This is a genomic window from Nocardia sp. NPDC059764, from assembly GCF_042732555.1.
In the GTDB taxonomy this organism is placed as follows: Bacteria; Actinomycetota; Actinomycetes; order Mycobacteriales; family Mycobacteriaceae; genus Nocardia.
Genome location: NZ_JBHWHH010000007.1, coordinates 28413 through 52898, shown reverse-complemented (window position 1 = coordinate 52898; position 24486 = coordinate 28413). Strand labels below are relative to the sequence as shown.

The following is a 24486-nucleotide window of genomic DNA, read 5'->3' as shown; positions in this document are numbered from 1 at the left end:
GGATTCCGGTGAAAGCTGTTCGCTCGGTTCGTCATCCAGCGTGCGGCCCGGAACGTCCCGGCACATCGGCGCAGTGGCTGGGATTCGGCGCGCGGTCCGGCCGAACCCCGTATCAACCGATCGGATGACCCGGACGGCCGCGGGTGCACGGCAGAATGAGGGTGTTTGCCCGTCACTGTCGCCGAGGAGGTGTTCGCATGCCGTCGTCCCGTGACGACACCCGGCTGCTGGGCACCATCGTGCACAGCGCTTTCTACGTGCTGCTGGCCGCGTCGCTGCTGCGATTCGTGCTGCGGCATCCCGAGAGTCCGCGCATGCCGTGGGTGATCGGGCTCTCGCTGGCGCTGGCCGTGCTCTACGTGGTGAGCGAGCTGCGCGCCTCCGAACGGCTGGTGTGGTTCGCGCTGCTGGTGTCGGGCTGGGCGGTACTGGTCCTGCTCGCACCGAGTTTCGCGTGGTGCGCGGTCCCGCTGCTCTACACCGGGCTGCGGATCCTGCCGGTGCGGGTGGCGCTGGCCCTGGTCGCCGGGCTGACCGCGTTCGTGGTCTGGGCGCAGCTGAAGCTCGCGGGCTGGATCGACCCGAACCTGCTGCTGGCCCCGCCCGCGGTCGCCGCCCTGACCACCGCGCTGTTCCTGGGCCTGCTGCGCACCACCGAACGACAGGCCGCGCTCATCGACGACCTGCGCGCCACCCGCCGCGAACTGGCCGCCACCGAACGCCGCGAGGGCACCCTCGCCGAACGCCAGCGCCTGGCCATGGAGATCCACGACACCCTCGCGCAAGGGCTGTCGAGTCAGCGCATGCTGTTGCAGGCCGCCGACCGGATCTGGGACAGCGACCCGGGCGCGGCTCGCGAGCACGTGCGCGGCGCGGCCGGGGTGGCCGAACACAATCTGGCCGAGGCCCGCCGCTTCGTCCACGACCTCGCGCCGACCGACCTCGCCGCGGGCGGCTCCCTGGTCGCGGCACTGGAGGCGATGGCGCGGCGGGAGGGCGGCGACGTCCTCACCGTGCGCGTGCACGTCGAGGGCGCGGCGGTGGGCCTGCCCGCGGGGGTGGAGGCCGCGCTGCTGCGGATCGCGCAGGGCGCGCTGGCCAATGCGCGCGAGCACGCGGACGCGAACACCGTCACCATCACCCTCACCGATCTCGGCGACCGCCTGGTCCTCGACATCGCCGACGACGGAACGGGTTTCGACCCGGCGACGCTGCCCACCGCCGCCGACCGCGGGCACGGCCTGCCCGCCATGCGCGCCCGCCTGCGCCAGCTCGGCGGTGTCCTCACCGTCGAATCCGCCCCCGGGGACGGCACCGTCGTCTCCGCCGAAGTTCCCTTGGAGCGGCCGTGAACGGCGCGAAAACCCCTGTCCGCCTGGTGCTCTGCGACGACCACGCGGTGGTCCGGGCGGGTCTGCGCGCCCTGCTCGGCAGCGCCTCCGACATCGAGGTGGTCGGCGAGGCGGGCAGCGGCCCCGAGGCCGTCGCTCTCGCCGAACGCCTGCACCCCGACGTCGTGCTGATGGACCTGCAGCTCGGCGGCGACATGGACGGCATCGAGGCCACCCGCCGCATCACGACCACCGTGCGGCCCGCCCCCTACATCCTGGTCCTCACCACCTTCGACACCGACGCCGACATCACCCGCGCCATCGCCGCGGGCGCGACCGGCTACCTGCTCAAAGCCGAACGGCCCGAAGAACTCTTCGCCGCCATCCACGCCGCCGCCCAGGGCCGCACCGCGCTCTCCCCGCCGATCGCCGACCGCGTCCTCAACCGCATGCGCAACCCGCAGCCCGCGCTGACCGCCCGCGAACTCGACATCCTCGGCCAGCTCGCCCAAGGTCTGGGCAATCGCGAGATCGCGCGCGCCCTGCACGTCAGCGAGGCGACGGTGAAGACCCACCTGGGCCGCATCTACGACAAGCTCGGCGTCGACACCCGGGCCGCGGCGGTCGCGGTCGCCAACGAGCAGCGGCTGCTGAAGTAGCCTGTCAGACGCCCTTGGGGGCGGACTGGCGCAGGAAACCGAACAGGTAACCCGCGACACGGCGCACCTGAATCTCCTCGGTGATTCGGTACCGGCGGTGAGTGCCGCAAGCACCTGCGGTGCGGTGGGCCGATACTGTATGGCGTGCCTCCGCCGTGAAATCCATTGTTCGGCAGGTAAACCGGGATCGTACGGGATCGCGACGCGCCCCGGCCCCGAATTGCGGGGGAATGCCCGCAGTTGCGGTGTCGTCGTTTTCTCCCCGATTCGTGTCATGATCGGGTCGGCGGCGGGCTCGTGCGCCGCGACCGCGACAGCGCTATCGGACAGGTGGTGAGGGTGGAAGACCAGGGCCAGCCGACGAGTGATGCGGAGCAGCCGCTCGACTACCGCTTCACCCTCGCCAACGAACGCACCTACCTCGCGTGGATCCGCACCTCGCTCGGGCTGCTCGCCGCCGGCGTCGCGGTCCATACCCTGGTGCAGTCGTTCCACCACGCCGGGATCCGGCGCGCGCTCTCGCTGAGCTGCATCGTGCTCGCGATCACGCTGGCGGTCGGGGCGTACACGCACTGGCGGGACGTACAGGCCCGCATGACCCGCGGCGACGCGCTGGGGAACACGCTGCTGGTGCCGATCCTGGCGGGCGGCATCGCCATCGTGTCGATCTTCGCGGCGGTCGCGACGGTGTGGACATGACCGAGGCGCCCACCTACTACTCCGAGCGCACCGCGCTGGCCTGGCGGCGCACCGCCATCGCCGCCATGGGCACCTCGGGCTTGTTCGTGAACCACGCGGTCGTCAGCGGCTGGCGGCCGGCGGCCATCGGTCCCGCGCTGGCGGCGGTCGGGCTGCTGTTCCTGGCGGGGATCAGCTTCGCGCGCAACAACTCCCTGCACCACGGGCATCGCGCGCACGGGCCGCGCGCCATCGCCATGGCCACGGTGGTGGTCCTGATCGTGTGCGTGGTGTCCGTGTTCATCGCGCTCTTCATCCCCGGCGCACCTCCGGCTACCACGTAGGCGGGTGGGTCGAGACGACTCGGGCAGGGGCCGGAACCCGTTCGGACGCCACGGAATCCGGAAGGTCGGTTCAGTTCGCGGGTGTGAGCAGGGTGGTGAGGGTGCGGCGGACCGCCTCGGACGCGGCCCGCGCCGACAGCCCGCGCCGGTCGATCAGATGGTGACGGTAGGGCCAGCCGATGGTGGCGTCGAGCAGGTCGAGCAACTGTTCACCGGTGTCGGCGGCCAGTTCGGGGGCGAAGCCGCGGGCCAGCGCCTCGCGAATCCGCTTGTCGGTCAGCCGCATCCGTTCATCGACCGCCGGCGTGCGCAGTGACTCGATCAGGCCCAGCACCCGCGGCTCGCGCTGCAACCGGAAGATCGCTTCGCCCTGCCGCACCACCGCGTCGATGCGCTGCTCCAGCGGCCGGTCCGGATCGATGTCCGCGATCAGCGCCTCGACCTGCTCGGATTGCTGGTCCACCGCGGCCGTGAGCAGCGCGGTCCGGGACGGGAAGTGCACGAAGATACTGCGTTCGGACACCCCGGCCCGCTCGGCGATATCGCGGGTGGTGGGGTCGAACTCGCCCTCGTGCACCGCCGACAGCAAGCCATCGATGATGGCCCTGCGGGTCTGCGGCGGATTGCGCCGGCGCCGCGGGCCGTCGCCTTTGCCCTCGCTCATGGGGAGAATCCGATCACATCGGGCCGGGCCGCTCACGCGCAGGTCCCGGCGTATGGGTCAGGTCACACGGCCACAATATTGCAGTGTTACTGCAATAGCGAGGTAGGCTGAGGCTCGGGCCAGAAGGTTGGCGAATATTCAGCTAACGATCTTGCTACGCACGTCAGCCGGATGGAGACAGGAGCGCGCCGATGACCGAGAACAACCGCACGGACCACGGGGACACCACGCAGGGCCGATTCACGGTGTCCCGACGCGGGGTATTCGGGGTGGGCGCGGCGGCGCTGGCGGTGGTCGGCGTCGGCGCGGCCGTGACCGGCTGCGACAGCAACAGTGACAACGGATCCGCCGCCGAGAAGACGTCCGAGAATCCGGTCGATCCCAGCGGTCACATCACCGATCAGCACTTGAAGGCGCGGTCCTCGCTGCCGTTCTCCGACACCCAGGATTTCGCCGACACCGACAAGGGTTTCATCGCCAGGCTGCAACCCGACCGGGTCACCGACGCCAAGGGCAACGTCGTCTGGGACAACGATTCCTACGGCTTCCTGCAGGGCAGCTGTCCCAACTCGGTGCACCCGTCGCTGTGGCGGCAGTCGCAGCTGGTGGTGAAACAGGGCCTCTACGAAGTGGTTCCGGGCATCTACCAGATCCGCGGCCTGGACCTGTCGAACATGACGATCATCGAGGGCGCCAGCGGCGTCATCGTCATCGACCCGCTGATCTCCACCGAGACCGCCAAGGCGGGCATGGACCTGTACTTCGCCAACCGCGGGCACAAACCCGTCACCGGCATGATCTACACCCATTCCCATGTCGACCACTTCGGCGGCGCGCTGGGCGTCATCACCGCCGAAGACGCTGCCTCGGGCCGCATTCCGGTGCTCGCCCCGCAGGGTTTCGTCGAACACGCGGTCGCGGAGAACATCTTCGCGGGCACCGCCATGGCGCGCCGCTCGGCCTACATGTACGGCGCGGCCCTGCCGCGCGGGGACAAGGGCCAGGTCGGCGCGGGCCTGGGCATGACCACCTCCACCGGCACCGTGAGCCTCGTCCCGCCCAACCGCGACATCACCCGCACCGGGCAGGAGGAGACCATTGACGGGGTGCGCATGGTCTTCCAGATCACGCCCGGCACCGAGGCCCCCTCGGAGATGAACTTCTACTTCCCGGACTTCCGGGCCATGTGCATGGCCGAGAACGCCACCCACACCCTGCACAACCTGCTCACCCTGCGCGGCGCGCTGGTTCGCGACGCGCACGTGTGGTCGCAGTACCTGACCGAGACCATCACCATGTTCGCCGGCGTCTCCGATGTCGCGTTCGCCTCGCACCACTGGCCCACCTGGGGGTCGGACAAGCTCACCGAATGGCTGTCGCTGCAACGCGATACCTACGCCTACCTGCACGACCAGACCCTGCGCATGCTCAATCAGGGCTACACCGGCATCGAGATCGCCGAGCAGATCCAGATGCCGCCCGCCATCGAGCAGAAGTGGTACAACCACGGCTATTACGGGTCGGTCAGCCACGACGTGAAAGCCGTGTACCAGCGCTACATGGGCTGGTTCGACGGCAATCCCGCGCATCTGTGGGAGCACCCGCCGGTCGAGTCGGGCAAGCGGCACGTGGACGCCATGGGCGGCGCGAGCGGCGTGCTGAAGGTGGCCCGCAAGGCCTACTCCGACGGCGACTACCGCTGGTGCGTCCAGGTGCTCAACTACCTGATCTTCGCCGAGCCGGACAACGAGAAGGCGAAGATGTTGCAGGCCAGCGCCTTCGAGCAGCTCGGCTACGGCTCCGAGAACGGCACCTGGCGCAATTTCTTCCTCTCCGGCGCCTACGAGTTGCGCAACGGCAACTTCGGCACCCCGACCAAGGCCAACTCGGCGTCGATGATCAGCGCGCTGAGCGTGGACCAGGTCTTCGACGCCGCGGCCTTCCAGATCAACGGGCCCAAGGCGTGGGGCCTGCACCTGGTCAACGACTGGGTGATCCCGGAGGAGAACAAGACCTACCGCACCGAACTGCGCAACGGCGTGCTCATCCACTACGTGGTGCCACCGGACTTCAAGGGCCCGGCCGCCGACGCGACCTTCACCCTGCCGCGCCTCGAACTCATCGCGGTGATGACGCGCAGCAAGGACTTCGTGAAGGAGGTCGCCTCCGGGGCGATCAAGGCCACCGGTGATCCGGCCAAGCTGAAGCAGCTCGTGGACGTGATGGACAAGCCCGACCCCAACTTCAACATCGTCACGCCCTGATCGCGGGTGGATATGGCAGAGTCCCTCTCACTTGTTCGACGAGAGTGGGAGTGGCTGTGCGGAATCGACTGCGGAACGCGGTGGTCGTCGGGTGTCTGGCGATCGCCGCGACCGTGCCGGGGACGGCGGGCGCGGAGCCCGATGCGGCCGGTGGCGCCATCGCCGACACCGCGGCGCAGCTGACCGCCGCGACCACCGTCGACGCGTCGAAAGTGGTGAGCGCGGACATCGTCGACGACCGCAACCTGTCGCTCGAGGTGTACTCGGCGGCCATGGACAAGACGGTGCACCTGGACGTGCTGCGCCCCGGCGACACCTCGAAGCCGCGACCCACCCTGTACCTGTTCAACGGCACCGACGCCGGCTACGGCGTGAAGAACTGGAAGACCCAGGTGCCGGAGGTCTTCGACTTCCTCGGCGCCAAGGACGTCAATGTCGTGGTCCCCACCGGCGGCCTGGCCAGCTACTACACCGACTGGCGCGCACCGGATCCGCAGCTGGGGCTCAACAAGTGGAAGACCTTCTTCACCGAGGAACTGCCCCCGCTGATCGACGCGGGCCTGCGCACCAACGGCCGCAATGCCATTGCGGCGGTGTCGATGTCGGCGACCCCGGCGCTGAATCTCGCCCTCGCCAAGCCGGGCCTGTTCCGGGCAGCGGCCACCTACAGCGGCTGCGTGCAGACCAGCGACCCGATCGGCCAGGCGTTCGCACGGATCGTCGTCGCCAGTGAGGGCGGCAACGCCGAGAATATGTACGGCCCGTCCGACGACCCGATGTGGGCGGACAACGACCCGTACCTGCACGCCGAGCGGCTGCGCGGCATGGAGCTCTACCTGTCGGCGGGCAACGGCCTGCCCGGGCAGTACGACGTGGTCGACGGCAAGTACGTTATCTACCCGGGCGCGCTCGGCTTGATGGTGCACATGATCTACGACGGCACCATCGAGGCCGCCACCGGTTACTGCACCCGCAACCTCGCCGCCAAGCTCACCGAACTCGGCATTCCGGCCACCGTGGACCTGCCGGCCAACGGCACCCACTCCTGGGGCGTGTTCCGCGACGAACTGCTGAAGTCCTGGCCGGTGCTGGCCAAGGGACTGGACCTGCCCGCCTGATCAGGACCGATGCGGGGCACCGGCCTTCGCGGCGAGCAGGTCGGATTCGGCTGCGACGGCGGCGCGTTCGACGGTCATCAGACTCTCGGAGTGGTGTTCGGCGTAGTACTTGGCCGCGCCGCCGTTCAGGCCGAACAGGGACTTGCTCCACAGCAGCCAGATCACCGCGGCCAGGTTCACCAGCAGCGCGGCCACCCGCAGGAAGGTGACCTTCTCGGTCAACTCGTACACCTCGAGCGGCAGGAACAGGCTGGTGGCCACCACCGCGAAGTACTCGCCCCAGCGCTTGACCAGCCACAGGCCCACGGCCTCGACGAGCTGGATGGTGGCGTAGGCGAACAGCGCGACCGCGATCCAGATCAGAATCGTCGGCGAGAGCGTGAAGGCCGTGTCGATGCCCCGGATGATCTTGGAATGGTCTGGGTTGAAACCGATCTGGTCGGCCAGCTGGCGGATGAGCGGAAGATCCTTGTCCCAGCTGGCCTTCCAGTGCTCGCGCGAACCGCGCAGCTTCAGCACGCCCGCGCCGAGCAGGATCAGCACCAGCGCGCGGCCGACCCGCTCGGCCGCCAGCAGTCGCATGATGATGCGGTCGCGCAACAGGTGCCCGCGCGGCACCTCCGGCGCGTCGTCGGCGGGACCGCTGCGGCGCGGCTCGCCCGGCACGAAATCGCCGCAGCGCAGACAGCGCCAGGATTCGCCCGCCGGGGTGGCGACGTGGAGTCGTGCCTTCAGCTCGGGCTCGGTCGGGGCGTAGGTCTCGTGCCCTCGGGCGGCGCAGGTCCAGAGACTGAAGTCCATGCGCTGGAGCGTACCCAGGCCCCGCGACAGCCGCCGCGGAACACGGCCGGGGCGCGCGGTCAGCCCGCGAGCGAGCGCAGCTGGTCGAGATAGGTTCTGGTGCGCGGATCTCCGGGGAAGCGCGCGACCATCTCCCGGGCCGCCTCGCCCGCGATCCACATGAGCGAGGGCAGCGAGCGCCGCTTGCCGGTGAAGGCGCGCATGCCCTCGTCCAGTGCGAGTTCCAGATTGCGATCGCGCACCGCGACCACGGCCAGGGTCAGATGCGCCTCGGACACCCGCATGGGTTTGCGGATACTGCCGTCGGGGCGGGTGGAGGTCGCGATCACCTGGCGGGCATAGGTTTCCGCGAGCCGGTCGTCCCCGGCGACCCGGCAGCAGTCCATGGCGTAGAAGTCGAACTTCTGCGGATCCACCACGAAGTGGTTCTCCAGATTGGCCGGGTGCTCGATCGCCTCGAGGATCGAACGGCCCTGGGTGAGCGCCTTTTCCACCTCGCGGCGGTCACCCAGGCGGGCCCAGGCCTTGGCGCGCTGGGCGGCCAGCTGGACACCCACGCCCAAGTGGCCGGTGGTGGCGTACGCGGCCTCGGCCGCGTCGATGGCGCCCTTGTAGTTGGCCTGGGTGAGGGCGAACCACGCGGCCATTTCCGCTCCCCAGCCGATGATCTCGGCGTGGTCGGCCTCCTGGCCCAGCGACAGCGCGGCGCGGCGGGTGGCCTCGGCGGCGGTGCGCCAGCCCAGGTCGTAGTCGACACAGCCGACCAGCAGGGCGACCCATCCGGCCAGCACCAGCACCTCGCGATGTTGGGCCAGTGTGAGTCTGCCGTCCAGCAGCGAGGTGATGCGGCGCAGCCAGGCGGTGCCCTCGGCGTGCAGTTCGTGCGGATCGGCGCACGGGTAGTCCGAGCAGAGCCGGTCGGCGGTGATGCGGATGGCGTCCAGCGTGGAAGCCGACACATCGGACATTCGTAGCCGCCCAATGAATTCCAGGGTGTCCAGTCCGGTTGCCGAGAGCATCTCGTCGTCCCGATTGGGCCGGGTCTTGGGGAAGAACGCCGCCGTCACGGTGTCGAAAGAGGCGGCGATGATCGGGGCGTAGAAATCGTCGGGCCGCGATTCCCCGGATTCCCAACGCCGCCAGTTACGTAAGAGTGTGCTGTCGGTGGGGAGGTTGTGGCTCGACTTGGCGCGCATCGCGCGCACCGCGTCGGCTTGTGACCACCCCCGAGCATCACGTTCGGCACGCATTCGGACAGCCCAGACAGGTCGATCGTCACCGGCGGACACGAGTTGTAGTATCTCACCAGTTAACGGCGGATGGACCCGGATAGGGCATCTGGATGTCAGTGGGTTGACATCTGCAATTGCATTCGCAAAAACGCCAAACTGTTTACCAGGGCACACATCAGGACAGCGATCCCCAATCCAACGGAGGTTCGGGTGGAAGCGTTGATCTATGGGTACGTGCGTGACGATTTGGCCGACGGCCGCAGCGACGAGCTGGAGAACGCCATGTGCGGACTCGCTCAGTCCGCGGGCCTCTGCTTCGCCGCCACCTTCCATGAATCGACCGCCGGCGATGGCACCGCGTTCGCGGAGCTGACCGCCGAACTCAAACGGGCCGACGCTCACCACGTGGTGGTGCCGTCGCTCGAACACCTTGCGGGGCAGACCATTCCGCGTGACTTATTGATCGCGAAACTGGCCCACGAGGCTTCCGCCCAGGTCTGGACCGTCGAGCACTAGCTCGGCACAGCGCCCGAAAAGCCGCCGCACCCGCGTCGAGAATGCGGGTGCGGCAATGATTTTCGAGCTATTTCGGGACATTCACCCTGAAGCGGACATGCCTGAAGCGGACATAGTGGGATGAAGGGGTCAGAGGCCGAAGCCACCCCGACCACGACGGCGCAGGTACTTCTCGAACTCGGCGGCGATCGCGTCGCCGTCGATCTTGGCCATCGCGTCGTTGATGTCGACCTCGGCGTCGCCGCGCTCCTCGAGCGAGCGCACGTACTCCGCGATCTCCTCGTCGCCCGCGGTCATCTCGTTGACCGCGACCTCCCACTCCTCGGACTGCTCGGGCAGCGCGCCCAGCGGCACCTCCACATCGAGCACGTCCTCGACCCGGTGCAGCAGCGCGATGATCGCCTTCGGGTTGGGCGGCTGCGACACATAGTGCGGCACCGCGGCCCAGAAGGAGATGGCCGGCACACCCGCGCGCACGCACGCGTCCTGCAGCACCCCGGTGATACCGGTCGGTCCCTCGTAGCGGGTCTGCTCGAGGTTGAAGCGCTCCGCGGCTTCCTTGTTATAAGCGGTCCCCGTGACCGGAACCGGCCGCGTGTGCGGGGTATCGGCCAGTAATGCGCCGAGGATCACCACCGTGGACACCCCGAGCTGTTCCACGAACTCGAGAATGTCATTGCAGAAGCTGCGCCACCGCATATTCGGTTCCACCCCGCGCAGCAGCACTACGTCCCGGTCACTGCCGGGGGGAGAACAGACCGAGAGCATGGCCGAGGGCCAGACGATCTCGCGCGTCACACCGTCGACCTGGCGCACGGTCGGGCGGTTGACCTGATAGTCGTAGTAGTCCTCGGAATCGAGCTCGGCCAGCGGCTGGGAGTCCCAGATCAGTTCCAGATGTTCGACCGCGCCACTGGCGGCGTCGGCGGCATCGTTCCAGCCTTCGAAGGCGGCCACGAGCACCGGATCCCGCAGCGTGGGCAGGTCCGATTCGGGTGGCACCGGGGATTCACTGGCGTTCACCCGGTCAGCCTAGTGTGTGGAAAGACCCCGTGTGCATGCGACGCACAGAGTTCGATCGCCCTCCGCTACGCTCCGGGCGGTTCGCGGCCCCGAAGTCTCGATTCTTCCTTCCCTCCGCTGCGCTCCTCCGCTCCACTCGGTCCAGAATCGAGACGGCCGCGAACGTGCGAGTCTCGCCGCGACACCACACCGACGCGGGGATTGTCGCTGCTTCCCACTACTCTTGAGTACATGTCTGTACGCAGCCGCGCCGAATTCGACACCACCTTCTTGGACACGCTCAGACAGCGTGTCGTTATCGGGGACGGTGCGATGGGCACGATGCTACAGGCCGCGGATCTCACCCTCGACGATTTCCGCGGCCTCGAGGGTTGCAACGAAATTCTCAACGAAACCCGCCCCGACGTGCTGCGACACATCCACCGCGCCTACTTCGAGGCCGGTGCCGACGCCGTCGAGACGAACACCTTCGGCTGCAATCTGCCCAACCTCGCCGACTACGACATCGCCGACCGCATCCGCGATCTGTCCGAGCGCGGCACCCGTCTGGCCCGCGAGGTCGCCGACGAGATGGGCAAGTCCGTCGACGGCACCCCGCGCTACGTGCTGGGCTCGATGGGCCCCGGCACCAAGCTGCCCACCCTGGGCCACGCACCCTACGTCTCGCTGCGCGACGCCTACACCGAGGCCGCGCTCGGCATGCTCGACGGCGGCGCCGACGCCATCCTCATCGAGACCTGCCAGGACCTGCTGCAGGTCAAGGCCGCGGTCACCGGCAGCCACAACGCCATGCTGAAGGCGGGCCGCCGGATCCCGATCATCACCCACGTCACTATGGAGACCACCGGCACCATGCTGGTCGGCTCCGAGATCGGCGCCGCGCTGACCGCGCTGGAGAAGCTCGGCATCGACATGATCGGGCTGAACTGCGCCACCGGCCCGGACGAGATGAGCGAGCACCTGCGCCATCTGTCCAAGCACGCGCAGCTGCCGGTGTCGGTGATGCCGAACGCCGGCCTGCCGGTGCTGGGCGCCAAGGGCGCGGAGTACCCGCTGACCGCGGAGGAGCTGGCCGTCTCCATGAGCCAGTTCGTGTCCGAGTTCGGGCTGTCGCTGGTGGGCGGCTGCTGCGGCACCACCCCCGAGCACATCCGCCAGGTCGCCGAGGCGGTGCGCGAGACCGAGCAGGCCAAGCGCAATCCGGTGCACGAGCCGAGCGTGTCCTCGATCTACTCCTCGGTCCCGTTCGAGCAGGACGCCTCGATCCTGATGATCGGTGAGCGCACGAACGCCAACGGCTCCAAGGCCTTCCGTGACGCCATGCTGGCCGGTGACTGGCAGAAGTGTCTCGACATCGCCAAGGACCAGACCCGCGACGGCGCGCACATGCTCGACCTGTGCGTCGACTACGTGGGCCGCGACGGCACCGCCGACATGAGCGAGCTGGCCTCGCGCCTGGCCACGGCGTCGACGCTGCCGATCATGCTGGACTCCACCGAAACCCCGGTGCTGAAGGCCGGTCTGGAGCACCTGGGCGGGCGTTGCGCCATCAACTCGGTCAACTACGAGGACGGCGCGGGCCCGGATTCGCGGTTCCAGCAGACCATGGCGCTGGTCGCCGAGCACGGCGCGGCCGTGGTCGCGCTGACCATCGACGAGGAGGGGCAGGCCCGCACCGCCGAGCACAAGGTGGCCATCGCCGAGCGGCTGATCGCCGACATCACCGGCAACTGGGGCCTGGACGAGTCCGACATCATCATCGACACGCTGACCTTCACCCTGGGCACCGGCCAGGAGGAGTCGCGCCGCGACGGTGTCGAAACCATCGAGGCCATCCGCGAACTCAAGAAGCGGCATCCGGAAGTGCAGACCACGCTGGGTCTTTCGAACATCTCCTTCGGCCTGAACCCGGCCGCGCGGCAGGTGCTGAACTCGGTGTTCATGCACGAGTGCGTCGAGGCCGGTCTGGATTCGGCGATCGTGCACGCCTCCAAGATCCTGCCGATGGCGCGGATTCCCGAGGAGCAGCGCCAGACCGCTCTCGATCTGGTCTACGACCGCCGCACCGAGGGCTACGACCCACTGCAGAAGCTGATGGCGCTGTTCGAAGGCGTGTCGACCGCCTCCTCCAAGGCGTCACGCGCCGAGGAGCTGGCGGCGCTGCCGTTGTTCGAGCGGCTCGCGCGACGCATCGTCGATGGCGAGAAGGCCGGGATGGAAGCCGATCTCGACGAGGCGATGGCGCAGGTGCCGCCGCTGCAGATCATCAACGAGACGCTGCTGTCGGGCATGAAGACCGTCGGCGAGCTGTTCGGTTCGGGACAGATGCAGCTGCCCTTCGTGCTGCAGTCCGCCGAGACCATGAAGACCGCGGTCGCCTACCTGGAGCCGCATATGGAGGCCACCGACGATTCGGGCAAGGGCCGCATCGTGCTGGCCACCGTCAAGGGCGATGTGCACGACATCGGCAAGAACCTGGTCGACATCATCCTGTCCAACAATGGCTACGAGGTCGTCAATCTCGGTATCAAGCAGCCGATCTCGACCATCCTCGACGCCGCCGTGGACAAGAAGGCCGACGTGATCGGCATGTCCGGGCTGCTGGTGAAGTCCACCGTGGTGATGAAGGAGAACCTCGAGGAGCTCAACTCCCGCGGTGTCGCCGAGCAGTTCCCGGTGCTCCTCGGCGGTGCGGCGCTGACCCGCGCGTACGTGGAGAACGATCTCACCGAGGTCTACGCCGGCGATGTGCACTACGCGCGCGACGCCTTCGAGGGCCTGCACCTGATGGACGAGATCATGACTCGTAAGCGGGGCGGCGGGCTGGATCCGAATTCGCCCGAGGCCATCGCCGAACGGGAGAAGGCCGCCGAGCGCAAGGCGCGGCATGAGCGTTCCAAGCGCATCGCCGCAGAGCGCAAGGCCGCCGAGGCGCCGGTCGTTGTGCCCGAGCGCTCCGATGTGGCCGCGGACCTGCCGGTGCCGACGCCGCCGTTCTGGGGCTCGCGCATCATCAAGGGTCTGTCGCTGAGCGAATACTCCGGGCTGCTCGACGAGCGGGCGCTGTTCCTGGGGCAGTGGGGCCTGCGCGGGCAGCGCGGCGTCGAGGGCCAGTCCTACGAGGACCTGGTGGAGACCGAAGGCCGTCCGCGCCTGCGGTATTGGCTGGACCGGCTGATCGCCGAGGGTGTGCTGCAGCACGCCGCGGTGGTGTACGGGTACTTCCCGGCGGTGTCCGAGGGCGACGATGTGATTGTTCTCACCGAGCCGAAACCCGATGCGCCGGAACGCTTCCGGTTCACATTCCCGCGTCAGCAACGCGACCGGTTCCTCTGCATCGCCGACTTCATCCGCTCGCGTGAGCGCGCGCTGGAGACCGGCCAGGTGGATGTGATGCCGTTCCAGCTGGTCACCATGGGCCAGCCCATCGCGGACTTCGCCAACGTCCTGTTCAAGGAGGACAACTACCGCGACTACCTCGAGGTGCACGGCATCGGCGTGCAGCTCACCGAGGCGCTCGCGGAGTTTTGGCACCGCCGCATCCGGGAAGAACTCACTCTGGACGGACATTCCGTCGCCGACGAGGACCCCGCCGATGTGCTCGACTACTTCAAACTCGGCTACCGTGGCGCACGGTACTCGTTCGGTTACGGGGCCTGCCCGGAACTGGAGGATCGGGCCAAGCTCGTGGAGTTGTTGGACGCCAATCGAATCGGCGTGATTCTCTCCGAGGAGCTTCAGCTGCATCCGGAGCAGTCGACCGACGCGTTCGTGCTGCTGCACCCGGAAGCCAAGTACTTCAACGCTTAATATCTTCACCAGGTTTCGGGCTTTCGCGCAGGGTGGCAGGGCGCCCGGCGCGAAAAGCCAGCAGGAGGGGTACAACCACATGAGCTCAGACCGGCTGATTGCGGGGCGGTACCGACTAACGGAACCGATCGGCACCGGTGCGATGGGGGTCGTGTGGCGCGCGACCGACGTTCGGCTGCGACGCACCGTCGCGGTCAAGCAGCTGCTGCTGACGCCGGGCCTGACCCGGTCGCAGGCCGTGGAGGCCAGGATGCGGGCGATGCGTGAGGGGCGCATCGCCGCGCGCCTGCACCACCCCAATGCCGTCACCGTGTTCGACGTGGCCGAGGAGGACGGCCAGCCCTGGCTGGTCATGGAGTACGTGAACGCGGCCAGCCTGGCCGCGCTCATGCGGGAGAAGGGGCAGCTGCCGCCGGTCGAGGTGGCGCGGATCGGGGCCAAGGTCGCCGAGGCACTGGCCGCGGCCCACAAGGCCGGCATCGTGCACCGCGATGTCAAGCCCGCCAATATCCTTGTCGCCGACGACGGGACGGTGAAGATCACCGACTTCGGCATCTCCCGGGCCACCGGCGACGTGACCGTCACCTCCACGGGGTTCCTGGCGGGCACTCCTGCCTACCTCTCGCCCGAGGTGGCGCGCGGGGAGAACCCGGAACCGACCTCCGACGTCTTCGCGCTGGGCTCGACGCTGTACGCGGCTGTGGAAGGCAAGCCGCCCTTCGGGGAGGGCGACAATCCGCTGGCCGTACTGCATTCGGTGGCGCGGGCGCAGGTGCCGCGGCCCGCGCACGCCGCGACCCTCGCGCCGGTGCTGATGGATCTGCTCGCCGCCGACGGGGCGGACCGGCCTACCATGGAACAGGCCGCCGAACGGCTGCACGCGGTCGCCGAGGGGCGGGCTCCGGCGGTTCCGGTCCAGCCGACCAAGGTGCTGCCATCGGTGAATACCGTTGCCGCCGTGGACACTTCGGCGGCCACGACCGTGCTGCCGGGCTCTCGGACGGGTGCGCCGAGCAATGCGGCCGACCCCACCGTGCACGTCGACATGTCCACGGGCGGGCGTGGCACCGTGCCGCCGCCCGGAATCGGCTCGGGTGCGAGAACCGGTGGCGGGGAAGGCAATCCGCGACAGCTGGTGCTGGTGGCGGTCGGCGTCGTCGGCGCGATCGTGCTGGCGACCGTGATCGCCTTGGCGGTCAACAGCAACGGCGGTGGTGGCGGCACGCCGCAGGCGGACAAGGGTGGGTCGGTGTCGGCCCCGGCGTCGATCCCGGCCACCTCGCCGGAGAACCTCGGCGCGGCCGACGGCGGGCAGCAGCCCACCAGCGGCGCGGGCGCGACCACCCAGGCCCCGACCACCACCCCCGCCACGTCCTCGTCGGCGGCCCCGAGTTCCTCCGCGCACCCGACGACGACCCCGCTCACCACGACTCCGGCCGGTCCGCCGTCGGCCGCCTCGGTCACCTCGTTCATCCAGAGTTACTACGGCATGCTGCCCGGCAATGTCAGCGGCGCGTGGTCGATGCTGTCACCGGGCTATCAGTCCGCCACCGGCGGCTACAACAGCTACGCCCAGTTCTGGGGCGGCATCCGGTCGGTGAGCGTGGGCGCGGTGACGCCACAGGGCGACAATCGCGCGGTGGTCGCGCTCACCTACGTGTCCAAGTCGGGGCAGGTGTCCACCGAGAACCGCTGGATCCAGACCGACTCCTCGGGCGGGCGGCTGATGATCGCGGCGTCCGGGCTGTGACCGCGCGGCTCTACGGGGTGACCGCGCCCCGATAGGCTGGACCGGCTCCGTCCGGGCGGAGCCGGCGCGCCCGGGCACGAGAGCACCGGTGTCGCGTCGAGGGCGTAGGTGCCGGGTGCGCCGAGTCCGCACGGACACCGATGGAGTTGCCTGCGGGGTCGGCGGATTCGACACGGGTCAGGGTTGGCGGAAGGAGTTCGGGTCGGTGGCGCGGTTGGACGCGGTGTTGTGGGATATGGACGGAACGCTGCTGGACTCGGAGAAGCTCTGGGACATGGCACTGCGGGAGCTGGCGGGGGAGTACGGGCGCGCGCTGACCGACGCGGTGCGGCACGCGCTGATCGGGGCGTCCGGGCCGAACGCGTACCGCATCTTGTTCGAGGGGCTCGGCATCGACCACACCCCCGAGGCGGTCGAGCAGGCCTCGGAATGGATGGAAGCGCGGGTTACCGAGCTGTTCCAGGGTCCGGTGCCGTGGCGGCCGGGTGCGCGGGAAGCCCTCGATCTGTTGCGGGCGGCCGGGGTGCCGATGGCCTTGGTGACCAATACCAAGCGGTCGCTGGCCGAGTACGGGCTCGACACCATCGGTCGTGAGTACTTCGGGGCCACCGTGTGCGCCGACGAGGTGCCGCACGGCAAACCCGCGCCGGACGTGTACCTGCGGGCCGCGCGCCTGCTCGGTGTCACACCCGAATTCACCGTGGCCATCGAGGATTCGCCGACCGGATCGATCGCGGCGCAGGAAGCCGGATGCGCGCTGCTGGTGGTGCCGTGCGAGGTCCCGGTGCCGGACGCGCCCGGCCGCACCTTCCGCGACAGCTTGGTCGGGCTCGAACTCGCGCACCTGAATGACCTCGTGCGCGCGAATCCCTGACCCGTTCCCATTCGTCCAAGGCGGGCCGGTCCGGGTCGCCTACCCTGCGGATATGGACAAGGTGCTGGAATCGCTGCGCGGCGTGTGCGCCGGGCTGCCCGAGGTGAGCGAACGCGTCAGCCACGGCGAACCCGCGTGGTTCGCGGGCGGGAAGAAGATGTTCGTCATGTTCGCCGACCACCACCACGACGAACGGGTCGGATTCTGGTGCGCCGCACCGGCCGGGGTGCAGGCGGACCTGGTGGCGGCCGAGCCCGGACGGTTCTACCGGCCGCCGTACGTGGGCCATCGCGGATGGCTCGGAGTGTATCTGGACGTCGACGTGGACTGGGACGAGATCACCGAGATCGTCGAGGACGCCTACCGGACGGTAGCGGCGAAACGCCTGATCGCGGAACTGGATCGGCGCATCGCCGCTGGACGGGAATTCTGGATCGCCAGATAGCCCGAGCCCTCCCGGCGGAAGGCGTCCACCCGGTTCCCGAGAGCGGAGTGGACAGGGCGTATCTGGGCAGCGAGGGGGCGATCACATGGAAGGCCGGGCCCTCGGCCGGATCGGTGAGCAGGCCGATCAGGCCCAGGAATTCGGCGACCGAGCTCGGGAATCCGTGGGTGATCAGCAGCGGGCGCGCGGCCGGGCGCGGCGAGCGGACGTGCAGGAAGTGGATGTTCTGGCCGTCGATCTCGGTGGTGAACCGGGGGAAGGCGTTGAGCTTCGCTTCCTGCGCCCATCCATCGAATTCGGTGCGCCGGTACCGGGCGAGCTCGCGCAGCCGGGCCTCGGGGATGCCGCGCTCCCAGCCGGTGCTCACTCCCCGCGAAAATGCGCGTCCAGCACCGGAACCGGATCCAGCTCCGACACCAGATGCCCCGCATTGCAGTGATCGGTCAGATCCTTCCCGTCCCGCGCCTGCACCACCCGCACCTGGGCCACCACATCGACCAGCGACTCCGCCACGCGCGCCGCGTGGCGATACCCCGGCGCATCCCGATCCGCCACCACCCACACCCGGCGCGCGCCCCGCAGCCATTCCGCGTGCTCCCGATACCACCCGCTCGCACCCCCGGCATTGCAGGTGGCCGTCAACCCCGCCCGCGTCGCGGTCAACACATCCGCCTCGCCCTCGCACACGAAGATGTCGCGCCCCTCCGCCACCGCCTCGATCACTTCCGGCAGATGGAACGGCAGCCGCGCGAAACCCCCTGATTCCCACCCGTTCTCGGTCAGCCGCCGTTGATAGAACGACTTCACATACCCCTGCCGATGCAACGTCCGTACCCGCACCACGCACCCGGCGGCACTCCCGTCCGGCCGCCGATACACATACGCCGCCATTCGCCGCGGCCTCCCGATCGGCGGCCCGACGTCCTTCCGATGCACCGAAAGCGCCAGCCCCGCAGCGAGAATTGCCCGATCCGCGACGGCCGGCTCCGGTGCGCTCCGCCGCTGTCCCGTCCTCGGCTCCGGGGGCGCGTCGAACAGATCCCGCACCCGCAATCCGATGCGCGCCAACACCTCCACATCCGAGCATCCGGCGAAGCACCGCACGACCGTCCGCTGCCGCGACAGGTTGTAGACCACCCCCAGCGAGGCCCGATGCCGCCGTCCGTCCGCCTCGTGCACCGGGCACAGGTAGGTCGTCCACTCGGTCCCGCGCTTCCCCGGTCCGGACACCCGATTCAGTGCCCGGTTGACGGTCTCCCACGATCCGTGACTGTCCATGCGACCGGTCCTCTCACTACCGGTGTACCTCTTTGAACGCGGCTGTCAAGCGGCGTGCGACACGTTGCCTCGCGGTGCCAATACCACATCAAAACTGGTGGGGCGCAGGAAAAGTGGCAATTCACAATCGGGGAGCTTTTCGGGCGTGTCGGGCGGTCGGTTCGTAAGAATGGGCCCATGGTTGCGGTTGGGCAGGGGAGCGTGCCGGGGGTGGATGTCGGGCGGTATCCACTGGATTCGCCGGGGAGTGACGGGTGGCTGCGGGCGGTGGAGGGGGCGCGGGCCGAGCTGGCGGCGGGGGGATGTTGCGTCCTGCGCGGGTTCATCCGGCCCGAGCTGGTGGAGACGCTGCGGAGTGAAGGGGAGGAGCTGGCTCCGCGGGCGCACTACACCGTCGAGAACGTCAACGCGTACAACATTCCCTTCGACGCGGGGCTGCCCACCGATCATCCGGGGCGGATCGTGCTGCGGCGTGGAAACGCGTTCGTCGCACGGGATCTCATTCCGCGTGAGGCGTTGATCCATCGGCTCTACGGCGACACCCGGTTCCAGCGGTTCGTGGCCGACTGCTTCGGGCTGGCCGAACTGCACGAGTACAGCGATCCGCTGGCGGGACTGTGCCTCAATGTGGTCGCCCCGGGGCAGTCGCATCCGTGGCACTTCGACACCAACGAATTCACCGTCAGCATGCTCACCCAGGAGCCGGAAGACGGTGGGGTGTTCGAGTATTGCCCGGGCATCCGGTCGCGGGAGGCGGAGAACTTCGCCGACGTGCGCGCCGTGCTCACCGGCGACGGGGAACGGCTTATCCGCCGGCTGGCCCTGCGGCCCGGCGATCTGCAGTTGTTCCAGGGAAGGTTCTCGTTGCACCGGGTCGCACCGGTACACGGTGCGGTGCAACGGCATTCGGCGATCTTCGCCTACAGCGACAGTCCGGGACTGATCGGCACCGCCGAACGGACCCGGCAGCTGTTCGGGCGGGTGACACCGGATCATCTGGCGGTCGGCGAGATCCGCGGCGACCGATTGCTCGACTGAGAGGGGACCAGCGCGTGCCGGTTTCGTTACACAGTTCCACCGGAAAAGCCTCCTTCGACGACATCTACGATCGGCCCGATCCCCGCCAGTACTACGCCCGCATGGCCGAATTGGACTACCAGATACCGGAATTGGCGAAGCCGCACTTCCAGAAACTGCTCGACGAATACCGGTCCGCCACCGGCATCGCCACCCCCGCGGTCCTCGACCTCGGCTGCTCCTACGGCGTCAACGCGGCCCTACTGCGTCTCGACACCACCATGACCGAACTGTCCGGGCACTACCGCGGCCGCGACGGTGACGACACCGCCGCCCTGCTCGACCGGGACCGCACCCTGCTGCGCTCCGGCGACCGGCTGCCCGGAGTCCGCTTCATCGGCATGGACGCCTCCCGCCCCGCCCTCGACTACGGCCACGCCGCGGGCTTCCTCGACGAGGTCGTGCACGCCGACCTGGAATCGGCCGAACCCACCGAAGCCCAGCGGCAGACGCTGGCCGGGGCCGACCTGATCATCTCCACCGGCTGCGTCGGCTACATCACCGAGCGTACCCTGCTGCGGGTGGCCCGCGCCCACGGCGGGAAACTGCCGTGGATGGCGCATTTCGTGCTGCGGATGTTCGCCTTCGACCCGATCGCCGCCCACCTGGAGACCCTCGGCTACCACACCGAACGGGCCCCCGGCGCGTACCGGCAGCGCCGCTTCGCCTCCCCGGACGAACAGACGCGGGTGCTGAACGCCCTGGCGGACAAGGGAATCGACACCGCCGACGCCGAATCCGACGGCTGGCTCTACGCCCAGCTGTACCTGTCGCGGCCGAAACCCGGTACCGAGCGCGAACACTGATCCCGCGGACCCGGAAATCGCGGGATTCACCGCGAAACGGGCGGTACGAGCTACGGTGAAGTCGTGGCACCAGCGAAGATCGTGATCATCGGCGGTGGATTCGCGGGCGTGGAATGCGCCCGCTATCTGGAGCGACGCCTCCGCCCCGAGGAGGCGTTCGTCCAACTCGTCTCCCCGGACGCCGGACTTCTGTATCTGCCGCTGCTGCCGCAGGTCGCCTCCGGCACCCTCAACCCGCGCTCGGTGTCGGTGCCGCTGCGCCGGCTGCTGCGCCGCACCGAAGTGGTGCCCGGCATGGCCGTCGGCGTGGAGCCCGGCACCCGGCGGGTGGTGGTGCGCCGCACCCGCACCTCCGGTGTCGAAACCGCCCTCGAATACGACCATCTCGTCCTGGCGCCCGGCTCCATCACCCGCGTCATGGACGTTCCGGGGTTGCAGGAGCACGGATTCGGCATGAAGACCCTGGCCGAGGCCATGTACCTGCGCGACCACGTGCTGCGGCAGCTGGATATCGCCGCCATGCGCGGCGGCCTCGACGAGGACCAGGAACGGCTGAACTTCGTCACCATCGGCGCGGGCTACGCCGGAACCGAGACCGCCGCCGTCCTCAACAAGGTCTGCCGCGCCGCCGCCGGACGCTTCTTCCCCGAGGTCGAGTCGGGGATGGTGCGCTGGCACCTGGTCACCCGCGGCGACCGCATCATGCCCGAACTCGGCGACAAGCTCGGCGCCGAGGCGAAAAGGATTCTGGCCGAACGCGGCATCGAACTCATCACCGGCGCCTCGGCCGCGGAAGTCACCGCCAACGGCGTGAAACTCACCAACGGCCGATTCATCCCGTCCCGCACGGTGCTGTGGACCGCCGGGGTCGCGCCCAGCCCCCTGGCCGCGCATCTGGGCGCCGAAACCGACAAGGGCCGCATCGTCGCCCAGGCCGACCTGTCGGTCCCGGGCCTGCCCGGCGTGTGGGCACTGGGCGACGCGGCCGCGGTCCCCGACACCGCCGAAGGCGACGGGCAGGTCTGCGCGCCGACCGCGCAGCACGCCATGCGCCAAGGACGGCACCTGGGCAAGAACCTGGTCGCCACGCTGCGCGGCGAAACGCCCGCGCCCTACTGTCATCCGGACCTGGGCATGGTGGTCGACCTGGGCGGGCGCGACGCGCTGGCCCGGCCGCTCGGCCTCGGATTGCGCGGCGTGCCGGCGCAATTCGTGGCGCGCGGCTACCACCTCATGGCGCTGCGTACCATCGTCGCCCGCGCCCGGGTGGCCTTCGATTGGGCCGTGCACGGTCTGGCCGGTGACGACTTCCTGCGCATCGGGTACGCCGACCACAAGGTCCACACCATCGGCGGCTTCGAACAATCCGGGTGCTACCTGCCCGCCAACGAGGTGCCGCGGGTGGTGAAGGAACTCGGCGACCCGGCGTGAACGAAGCCGGCCGGTTCGGGCAAACCGGATAGCCGCATGAAAACTGTTGTCGCGCAGTAAAACCACATCCTGGTCGGTCCGTGGCGGTTTCGCGCGAAAATGTGGCGCCCGGACGGTAACGATGGCAAGAATGGTGGCGTGACCGCCGGGGGACGGTGACACGTGTGCACAGCCAGGCTGCCCCACCCCATCGACCATGAGGACACCCCTTGAGCGACAGCACCTTCGCCTTCGACGAGCAGCTGCCCCGCGTCCCGCTGCCCACCCTGGAGGAGAGCTGCACCCGCTTCCTGCACTGGTGCGCGCCGCTGCTGACCTCCGACGAGTACGCGGCCACCGCCGCCACCGTCGAGGACCTGCTGCGCCCCGAGGGCCCCGCCCGCACCCTGCACGCGGACCTGGAGCGCTTCGACGCCACCCCGGGCGTCGGCAGCTGGCTCGACGAGTTCTGGCCCTCCCGCTACCTGGGCCGCCGCGACCGAATCGCGTTGAACGCCAACTTCTTCTTCCTGTTCCGCGATGACACCGCGCTGGCCGGCTCCACCGGCTCCGAGCAGAGCGAACGCGCCGCCGCCCTGATCTCGGCGGCGGTGAACTACAAGCTGCTCCTGGATGCCGAGCAGATCCCGCCCGCCACCCAGCGCGGCACGCGACTCAATATGGCGCAGAACAAGTTCCTGTTCTCCGAAACGCGCATTCCCGGCGCACCGCAGGACACCGTGCGCGTGCCCTACAGCGACGACTGGCCCGGGCACTCCGAAGCCCGCCACATCGTGGTCTTCTACCGCGGCAACATGTTCCGGATGGACGTCATCGGCGCCGGCGGCGTCCCGCACACCCCCGAGGACCTCACCGACGGCCTGCGCGCGGTCATGAAGGCCGGGGCGCGCCGGGCCGCCACCAGCTCCGCCGCCGGGCACCTCACCACCATGGCGCGCGCCGACTGGGCCCCGCTCTACGCCGCCCTGCGCCCCGCCAACGCCGCGGCCTTCGAGACCATCGAGACCGCGCTGTTCTGCGTCTGCCTCGAGGACTTCGCGCCCCGCGACACCCTGCATGCCTGCGACCAGCTGCTGCACGGCGACAGCGGCAACCGCTGGTTCGACAAGGCGGTGTCGTTCGTGGTGTTCGCCGACGGCGAGGCCGGCATCAATGTCGAGCACTGCGGCCTGGACGGCACCACCATCCTGTCCTTCGTCGACACCCTGCTCGAAGCGCCCGTCGGCGACCACGCCGCGCAATCCGGGGCGCAGGCACAGGGCCTGCCCGCCGTCGAACCCGTCGAGTTCACCTTCGGCCCCGAGGCCCGCACCGAGATCGCCTCGGCCGCCGCCTCGTTCGCCCAGTTCGCCGCCGACACCGCCACCTCCACGGTGTCCTTCGACTTCGGCACCCAGCGCGCCAAGAAGCTCGGCATCTCCCCGGACGCGCTGGCCCAGCTGAGCTACCAGCTCGCGCACCGCCGCAGCAAGGGCCTCAACGGGGCGACCTACGAGTCCATCGCCACCCGCCAGTTCCGCAACGGCCGCACCGAGGCCATGCGCGTCATCACCCACGAGATGCTGGATTTCGTTGCCGCCATGGAGGATCCGTCCGTGGACCGGGACCGCAAACTGGTGGCCCTGCGCACCGCCGCCGAGGCGCACGTGCGCCGCGCCCAGGAATGCCAGCGCGGCGAGGCCCCCGAACAGCATCTGTGGGAGCTGCAGTGGATCCAGCGCCGCCGCGGTGAACAGCTCGGCGCGACCGAGGCGATGCCGTTCTTCGACAGCCCCGGCTGGACCATCACCCGCGACGACTACCTGAGTACCAGCTCCGCGCCGTCGGTGAACATCCAGTACTTCGGTTTCGGCTCCACCAGCCCCAAGTGCATCGGCATCGCCTACGTGCTGCTGCCCGACCGCTGGAACCTCTACCTGGCCACGCCCAAGCACGTCGCGCAGCAGATGCACGAGTTCGCCGACCAGCTGCGGGTGGCCGTGGCCGAACTCACCGAACTGCTCACCGTATAACCGATTGCGGGGAGTGTGCGCTCGTCTGAGAGAATCACTCCCCGTGAAATCTTTCGAAGCCCTGTTCGCCGAGCTGCAGGATCGTGCCGCCAACCGCCCCGAGGGGTCGGGCACCGTCGCCGCCCTGGACGCCGGCGTGCATGCGCAGGGCAAGAAGGTGCTCGAGGAAGCCGGTGAGGTCTGGATCGCGGCCGAGTACCAGAGCGACGATGAGCTCTCCGAGGAGATCTCGCAGCTGCTGTATTGGGTGCAGGTGCTGATGGTGGGCCGCGGGCTGCGGCTCGAGGACGTGTACCGACATCTGTGACGCACCGGTCGCTCCGCACACCCCGTGCGGAGCGACCGTTCCGTCCCCCGTCGGCCCAGTCTTCCC

The 24486-nt window shown here is 69.0% G+C and carries 22 protein-coding genes and 1 pseudogene; 16 read left to right on the top strand and 7 right to left on the bottom strand.

What is annotated here, in order from left to right; genetic code table 11:
* Positions 1-197: 197 nt before the first annotated feature.
* Positions 198-1352, top strand: coding sequence for a histidine kinase (locus ACFV4K_RS02655; protein ID WP_379271512.1), 1155 nt, complete (start codon positions 198-200; stop codon positions 1350-1352).
* The gene (locus ACFV4K_RS02650; RefSeq protein ID WP_379271510.1) at positions 1349-1990 is read left to right on the top strand and encodes a response regulator; all 642 of its coding nucleotides are present in this window, start codon (positions 1349-1351) and stop codon (positions 1988-1990) included. Before ACFV4K_RS02655 ends, ACFV4K_RS02650 begins: the two co-directional genes overlap by 4 nt.
* A gap of 4 nt (positions 1991-1994) precedes the next feature.
* Here the strand turns inward: ACFV4K_RS02650 and ACFV4K_RS02645 are convergent.
* Positions 1995-2142 (bottom strand): annotated as a pseudogene (locus ACFV4K_RS02645) (acyl-CoA dehydrogenase); the annotation flags it as partial.
* Positions 2143-2323: 181 nt separating this feature from the next.
* Here ACFV4K_RS02645 and ACFV4K_RS02640 point away from each other — a divergent pair.
* Both ACFV4K_RS02640 and ACFV4K_RS02635 read left to right on the top strand, forming a co-directional pair.
* Complete coding sequence (locus ACFV4K_RS02640; RefSeq protein ID WP_379271508.1) at positions 2324-2689, top strand: YidH family protein; 366 nt, start codon at positions 2324-2326, stop codon at positions 2687-2689.
* Positions 2686-3012, top strand: a complete 327-nt coding sequence (locus ACFV4K_RS02635) for a DUF202 domain-containing protein (protein WP_379271507.1) — start codon at positions 2686-2688, stop codon at positions 3010-3012. The genes ACFV4K_RS02640 and ACFV4K_RS02635 overlap by 4 nt, the downstream gene beginning before the upstream one ends.
* A 70-nt stretch (positions 3013-3082) precedes the next feature.
* Here ACFV4K_RS02635 and ACFV4K_RS02630 read toward each other — a convergent pair whose 3' ends face one another.
* Entirely contained in the window at positions 3083-3676 is a 594-nt protein-coding gene (locus ACFV4K_RS02630; protein WP_379271505.1) for a TetR/AcrR family transcriptional regulator, read from the bottom strand.
* A 191-nt stretch (positions 3677-3867) separates the two neighbouring features.
* Between ACFV4K_RS02630 and ACFV4K_RS02625 the strand changes: the two genes are divergently transcribed.
* Both ACFV4K_RS02625 and ACFV4K_RS02620 read left to right on the top strand, forming a co-directional pair.
* Positions 3868-5940, top strand: a complete 2073-nt coding sequence (locus tag ACFV4K_RS02625) for an alkyl/aryl-sulfatase (protein WP_379271504.1) — start codon at positions 3868-3870, stop codon at positions 5938-5940.
* Positions 5941-5996: 56 nt separating this feature from the next.
* On the top strand, positions 5997-7058 hold the full coding sequence (locus tag ACFV4K_RS02620) for an alpha/beta hydrolase (protein WP_379271502.1): 1062 nt from the start codon (positions 5997-5999) through the stop codon (positions 7056-7058).
* On the opposite strand, the gene ACFV4K_RS02615 is transcribed toward ACFV4K_RS02620, so the two are convergent.
* Both ACFV4K_RS02615 and ACFV4K_RS02610 read right to left on the bottom strand, forming a co-directional pair.
* Positions 7059-7859, bottom strand: coding sequence for a DUF2127 domain-containing protein (locus tag ACFV4K_RS02615; protein ID WP_379271501.1), 801 nt, complete (start codon positions 7857-7859; stop codon positions 7059-7061).
* A 59-nt stretch (positions 7860-7918) separates the two neighbouring features.
* A complete protein-coding gene (locus ACFV4K_RS02610) occupies positions 7919-9109 on the bottom strand; it encodes an XRE family transcriptional regulator (protein ID WP_379271499.1) in 1191 nt (396 codons plus the stop codon).
* A gap of 192 nt (positions 9110-9301) precedes the next feature.
* Between ACFV4K_RS02610 and ACFV4K_RS02605 the strand changes: the two genes are divergently transcribed.
* Positions 9302-9607 (top strand): hypothetical protein, encoded by a 306-nt coding sequence (locus ACFV4K_RS02605; RefSeq protein WP_357284077.1) that lies wholly within the window; start codon positions 9302-9304, stop codon positions 9605-9607.
* A 129-nt stretch (positions 9608-9736) separates the two neighbouring features.
* On the opposite strand, the gene ACFV4K_RS02600 is transcribed toward ACFV4K_RS02605, so the two are convergent.
* Positions 9737-10630 carry a PAC2 family protein gene (locus ACFV4K_RS02600; RefSeq protein WP_357085358.1) on the bottom strand — a complete coding sequence of 298 codons (894 nt, stop codon included), beginning with the start codon at positions 10628-10630 and terminating at the stop codon, positions 9737-9739.
* Positions 10631-10861: 231 nt separating this feature from the next.
* Here ACFV4K_RS02600 and metH point away from each other — a divergent pair, with 231 nt between their 5' ends.
* The 4 genes from metH to ACFV4K_RS02580 all read left to right on the top strand — a co-directional run bounded on the left by metH (position 10862) and on the right by ACFV4K_RS02580 (position 17509).
* The gene (metH, locus tag ACFV4K_RS02595; protein ID WP_379271498.1) at positions 10862-14440 is read left to right on the top strand and encodes a methionine synthase; all 3579 of its coding nucleotides are present in this window, start codon (positions 10862-10864) and stop codon (positions 14438-14440) included.
* A 79-nt stretch (positions 14441-14519) separates the two neighbouring features.
* Positions 14520-16190, top strand: a complete 1671-nt coding sequence (locus ACFV4K_RS02590) for a serine/threonine-protein kinase (RefSeq protein ID WP_379271496.1) — start codon at positions 14520-14522, stop codon at positions 16188-16190.
* A 205-nt stretch (positions 16191-16395) separates the two neighbouring features.
* Complete coding sequence (locus ACFV4K_RS02585; RefSeq protein WP_379271494.1) at positions 16396-17064, top strand: HAD family hydrolase; 669 nt, start codon at positions 16396-16398, stop codon at positions 17062-17064.
* 52 nt (positions 17065-17116) lie between these two features.
* A complete protein-coding gene (locus tag ACFV4K_RS02580; protein WP_379271492.1) occupies positions 17117-17509 on the top strand; it encodes an MmcQ/YjbR family DNA-binding protein in 393 nt (130 codons plus the stop codon).
* Here ACFV4K_RS02580 and ACFV4K_RS02575 read toward each other — a convergent pair.
* Both ACFV4K_RS02575 and ACFV4K_RS02570 read right to left on the bottom strand, forming a co-directional pair.
* Positions 17403-17876 (bottom strand): epoxide hydrolase N-terminal domain-containing protein, encoded by a 474-nt coding sequence (locus ACFV4K_RS02575; RefSeq protein ID WP_379271490.1) that lies wholly within the window; start codon positions 17874-17876, stop codon positions 17403-17405. The two genes, ACFV4K_RS02580 and ACFV4K_RS02575, sit on opposite strands and share 107 nt — an antisense overlap.
* Positions 17873-18787, bottom strand: a complete 915-nt coding sequence (locus tag ACFV4K_RS02570) for a toprim domain-containing protein (protein ID WP_379271488.1) — start codon at positions 18785-18787, stop codon at positions 17873-17875. The genes ACFV4K_RS02575 and ACFV4K_RS02570 overlap by 4 nt, the downstream gene beginning before the upstream one ends.
* Before the next feature lie 177 nt (positions 18788-18964).
* Here ACFV4K_RS02570 and ACFV4K_RS02565 point away from each other — a divergent pair, with 177 nt between their 5' ends.
* The 5 genes from ACFV4K_RS02565 (at position 18965) to ACFV4K_RS02545 (ending at position 24420) form a co-directional block, all read left to right on the top strand.
* Complete coding sequence (locus tag ACFV4K_RS02565; protein WP_379271486.1) at positions 18965-19825, top strand: arpA protein; 861 nt, start codon at positions 18965-18967, stop codon at positions 19823-19825.
* A 14-nt stretch (positions 19826-19839) separates the two neighbouring features.
* Entirely contained in the window at positions 19840-20670 is an 831-nt protein-coding gene (locus ACFV4K_RS02560; protein WP_379271485.1) for a class I SAM-dependent methyltransferase, read from the top strand.
* Positions 20671-20733: 63 nt separating this feature from the next.
* On the top strand, positions 20734-22101 hold the full coding sequence (locus ACFV4K_RS02555; protein ID WP_379271483.1) for an NAD(P)/FAD-dependent oxidoreductase: 1368 nt from the start codon (positions 20734-20736) through the stop codon (positions 22099-22101).
* Between the two features lie 209 nt (positions 22102-22310).
* The gene (locus ACFV4K_RS02550; protein WP_379271481.1) at positions 22311-24113 is read left to right on the top strand and encodes a choline/carnitine O-acyltransferase; all 1803 of its coding nucleotides are present in this window, start codon (positions 22311-22313) and stop codon (positions 24111-24113) included.
* A gap of 43 nt (positions 24114-24156) precedes the next feature.
* Positions 24157-24420, top strand: coding sequence for a phosphoribosyl-ATP diphosphatase (locus tag ACFV4K_RS02545; protein WP_357085381.1), 264 nt, complete (start codon positions 24157-24159; stop codon positions 24418-24420).
* Positions 24421-24486: the final 66 nt, after the last annotated feature.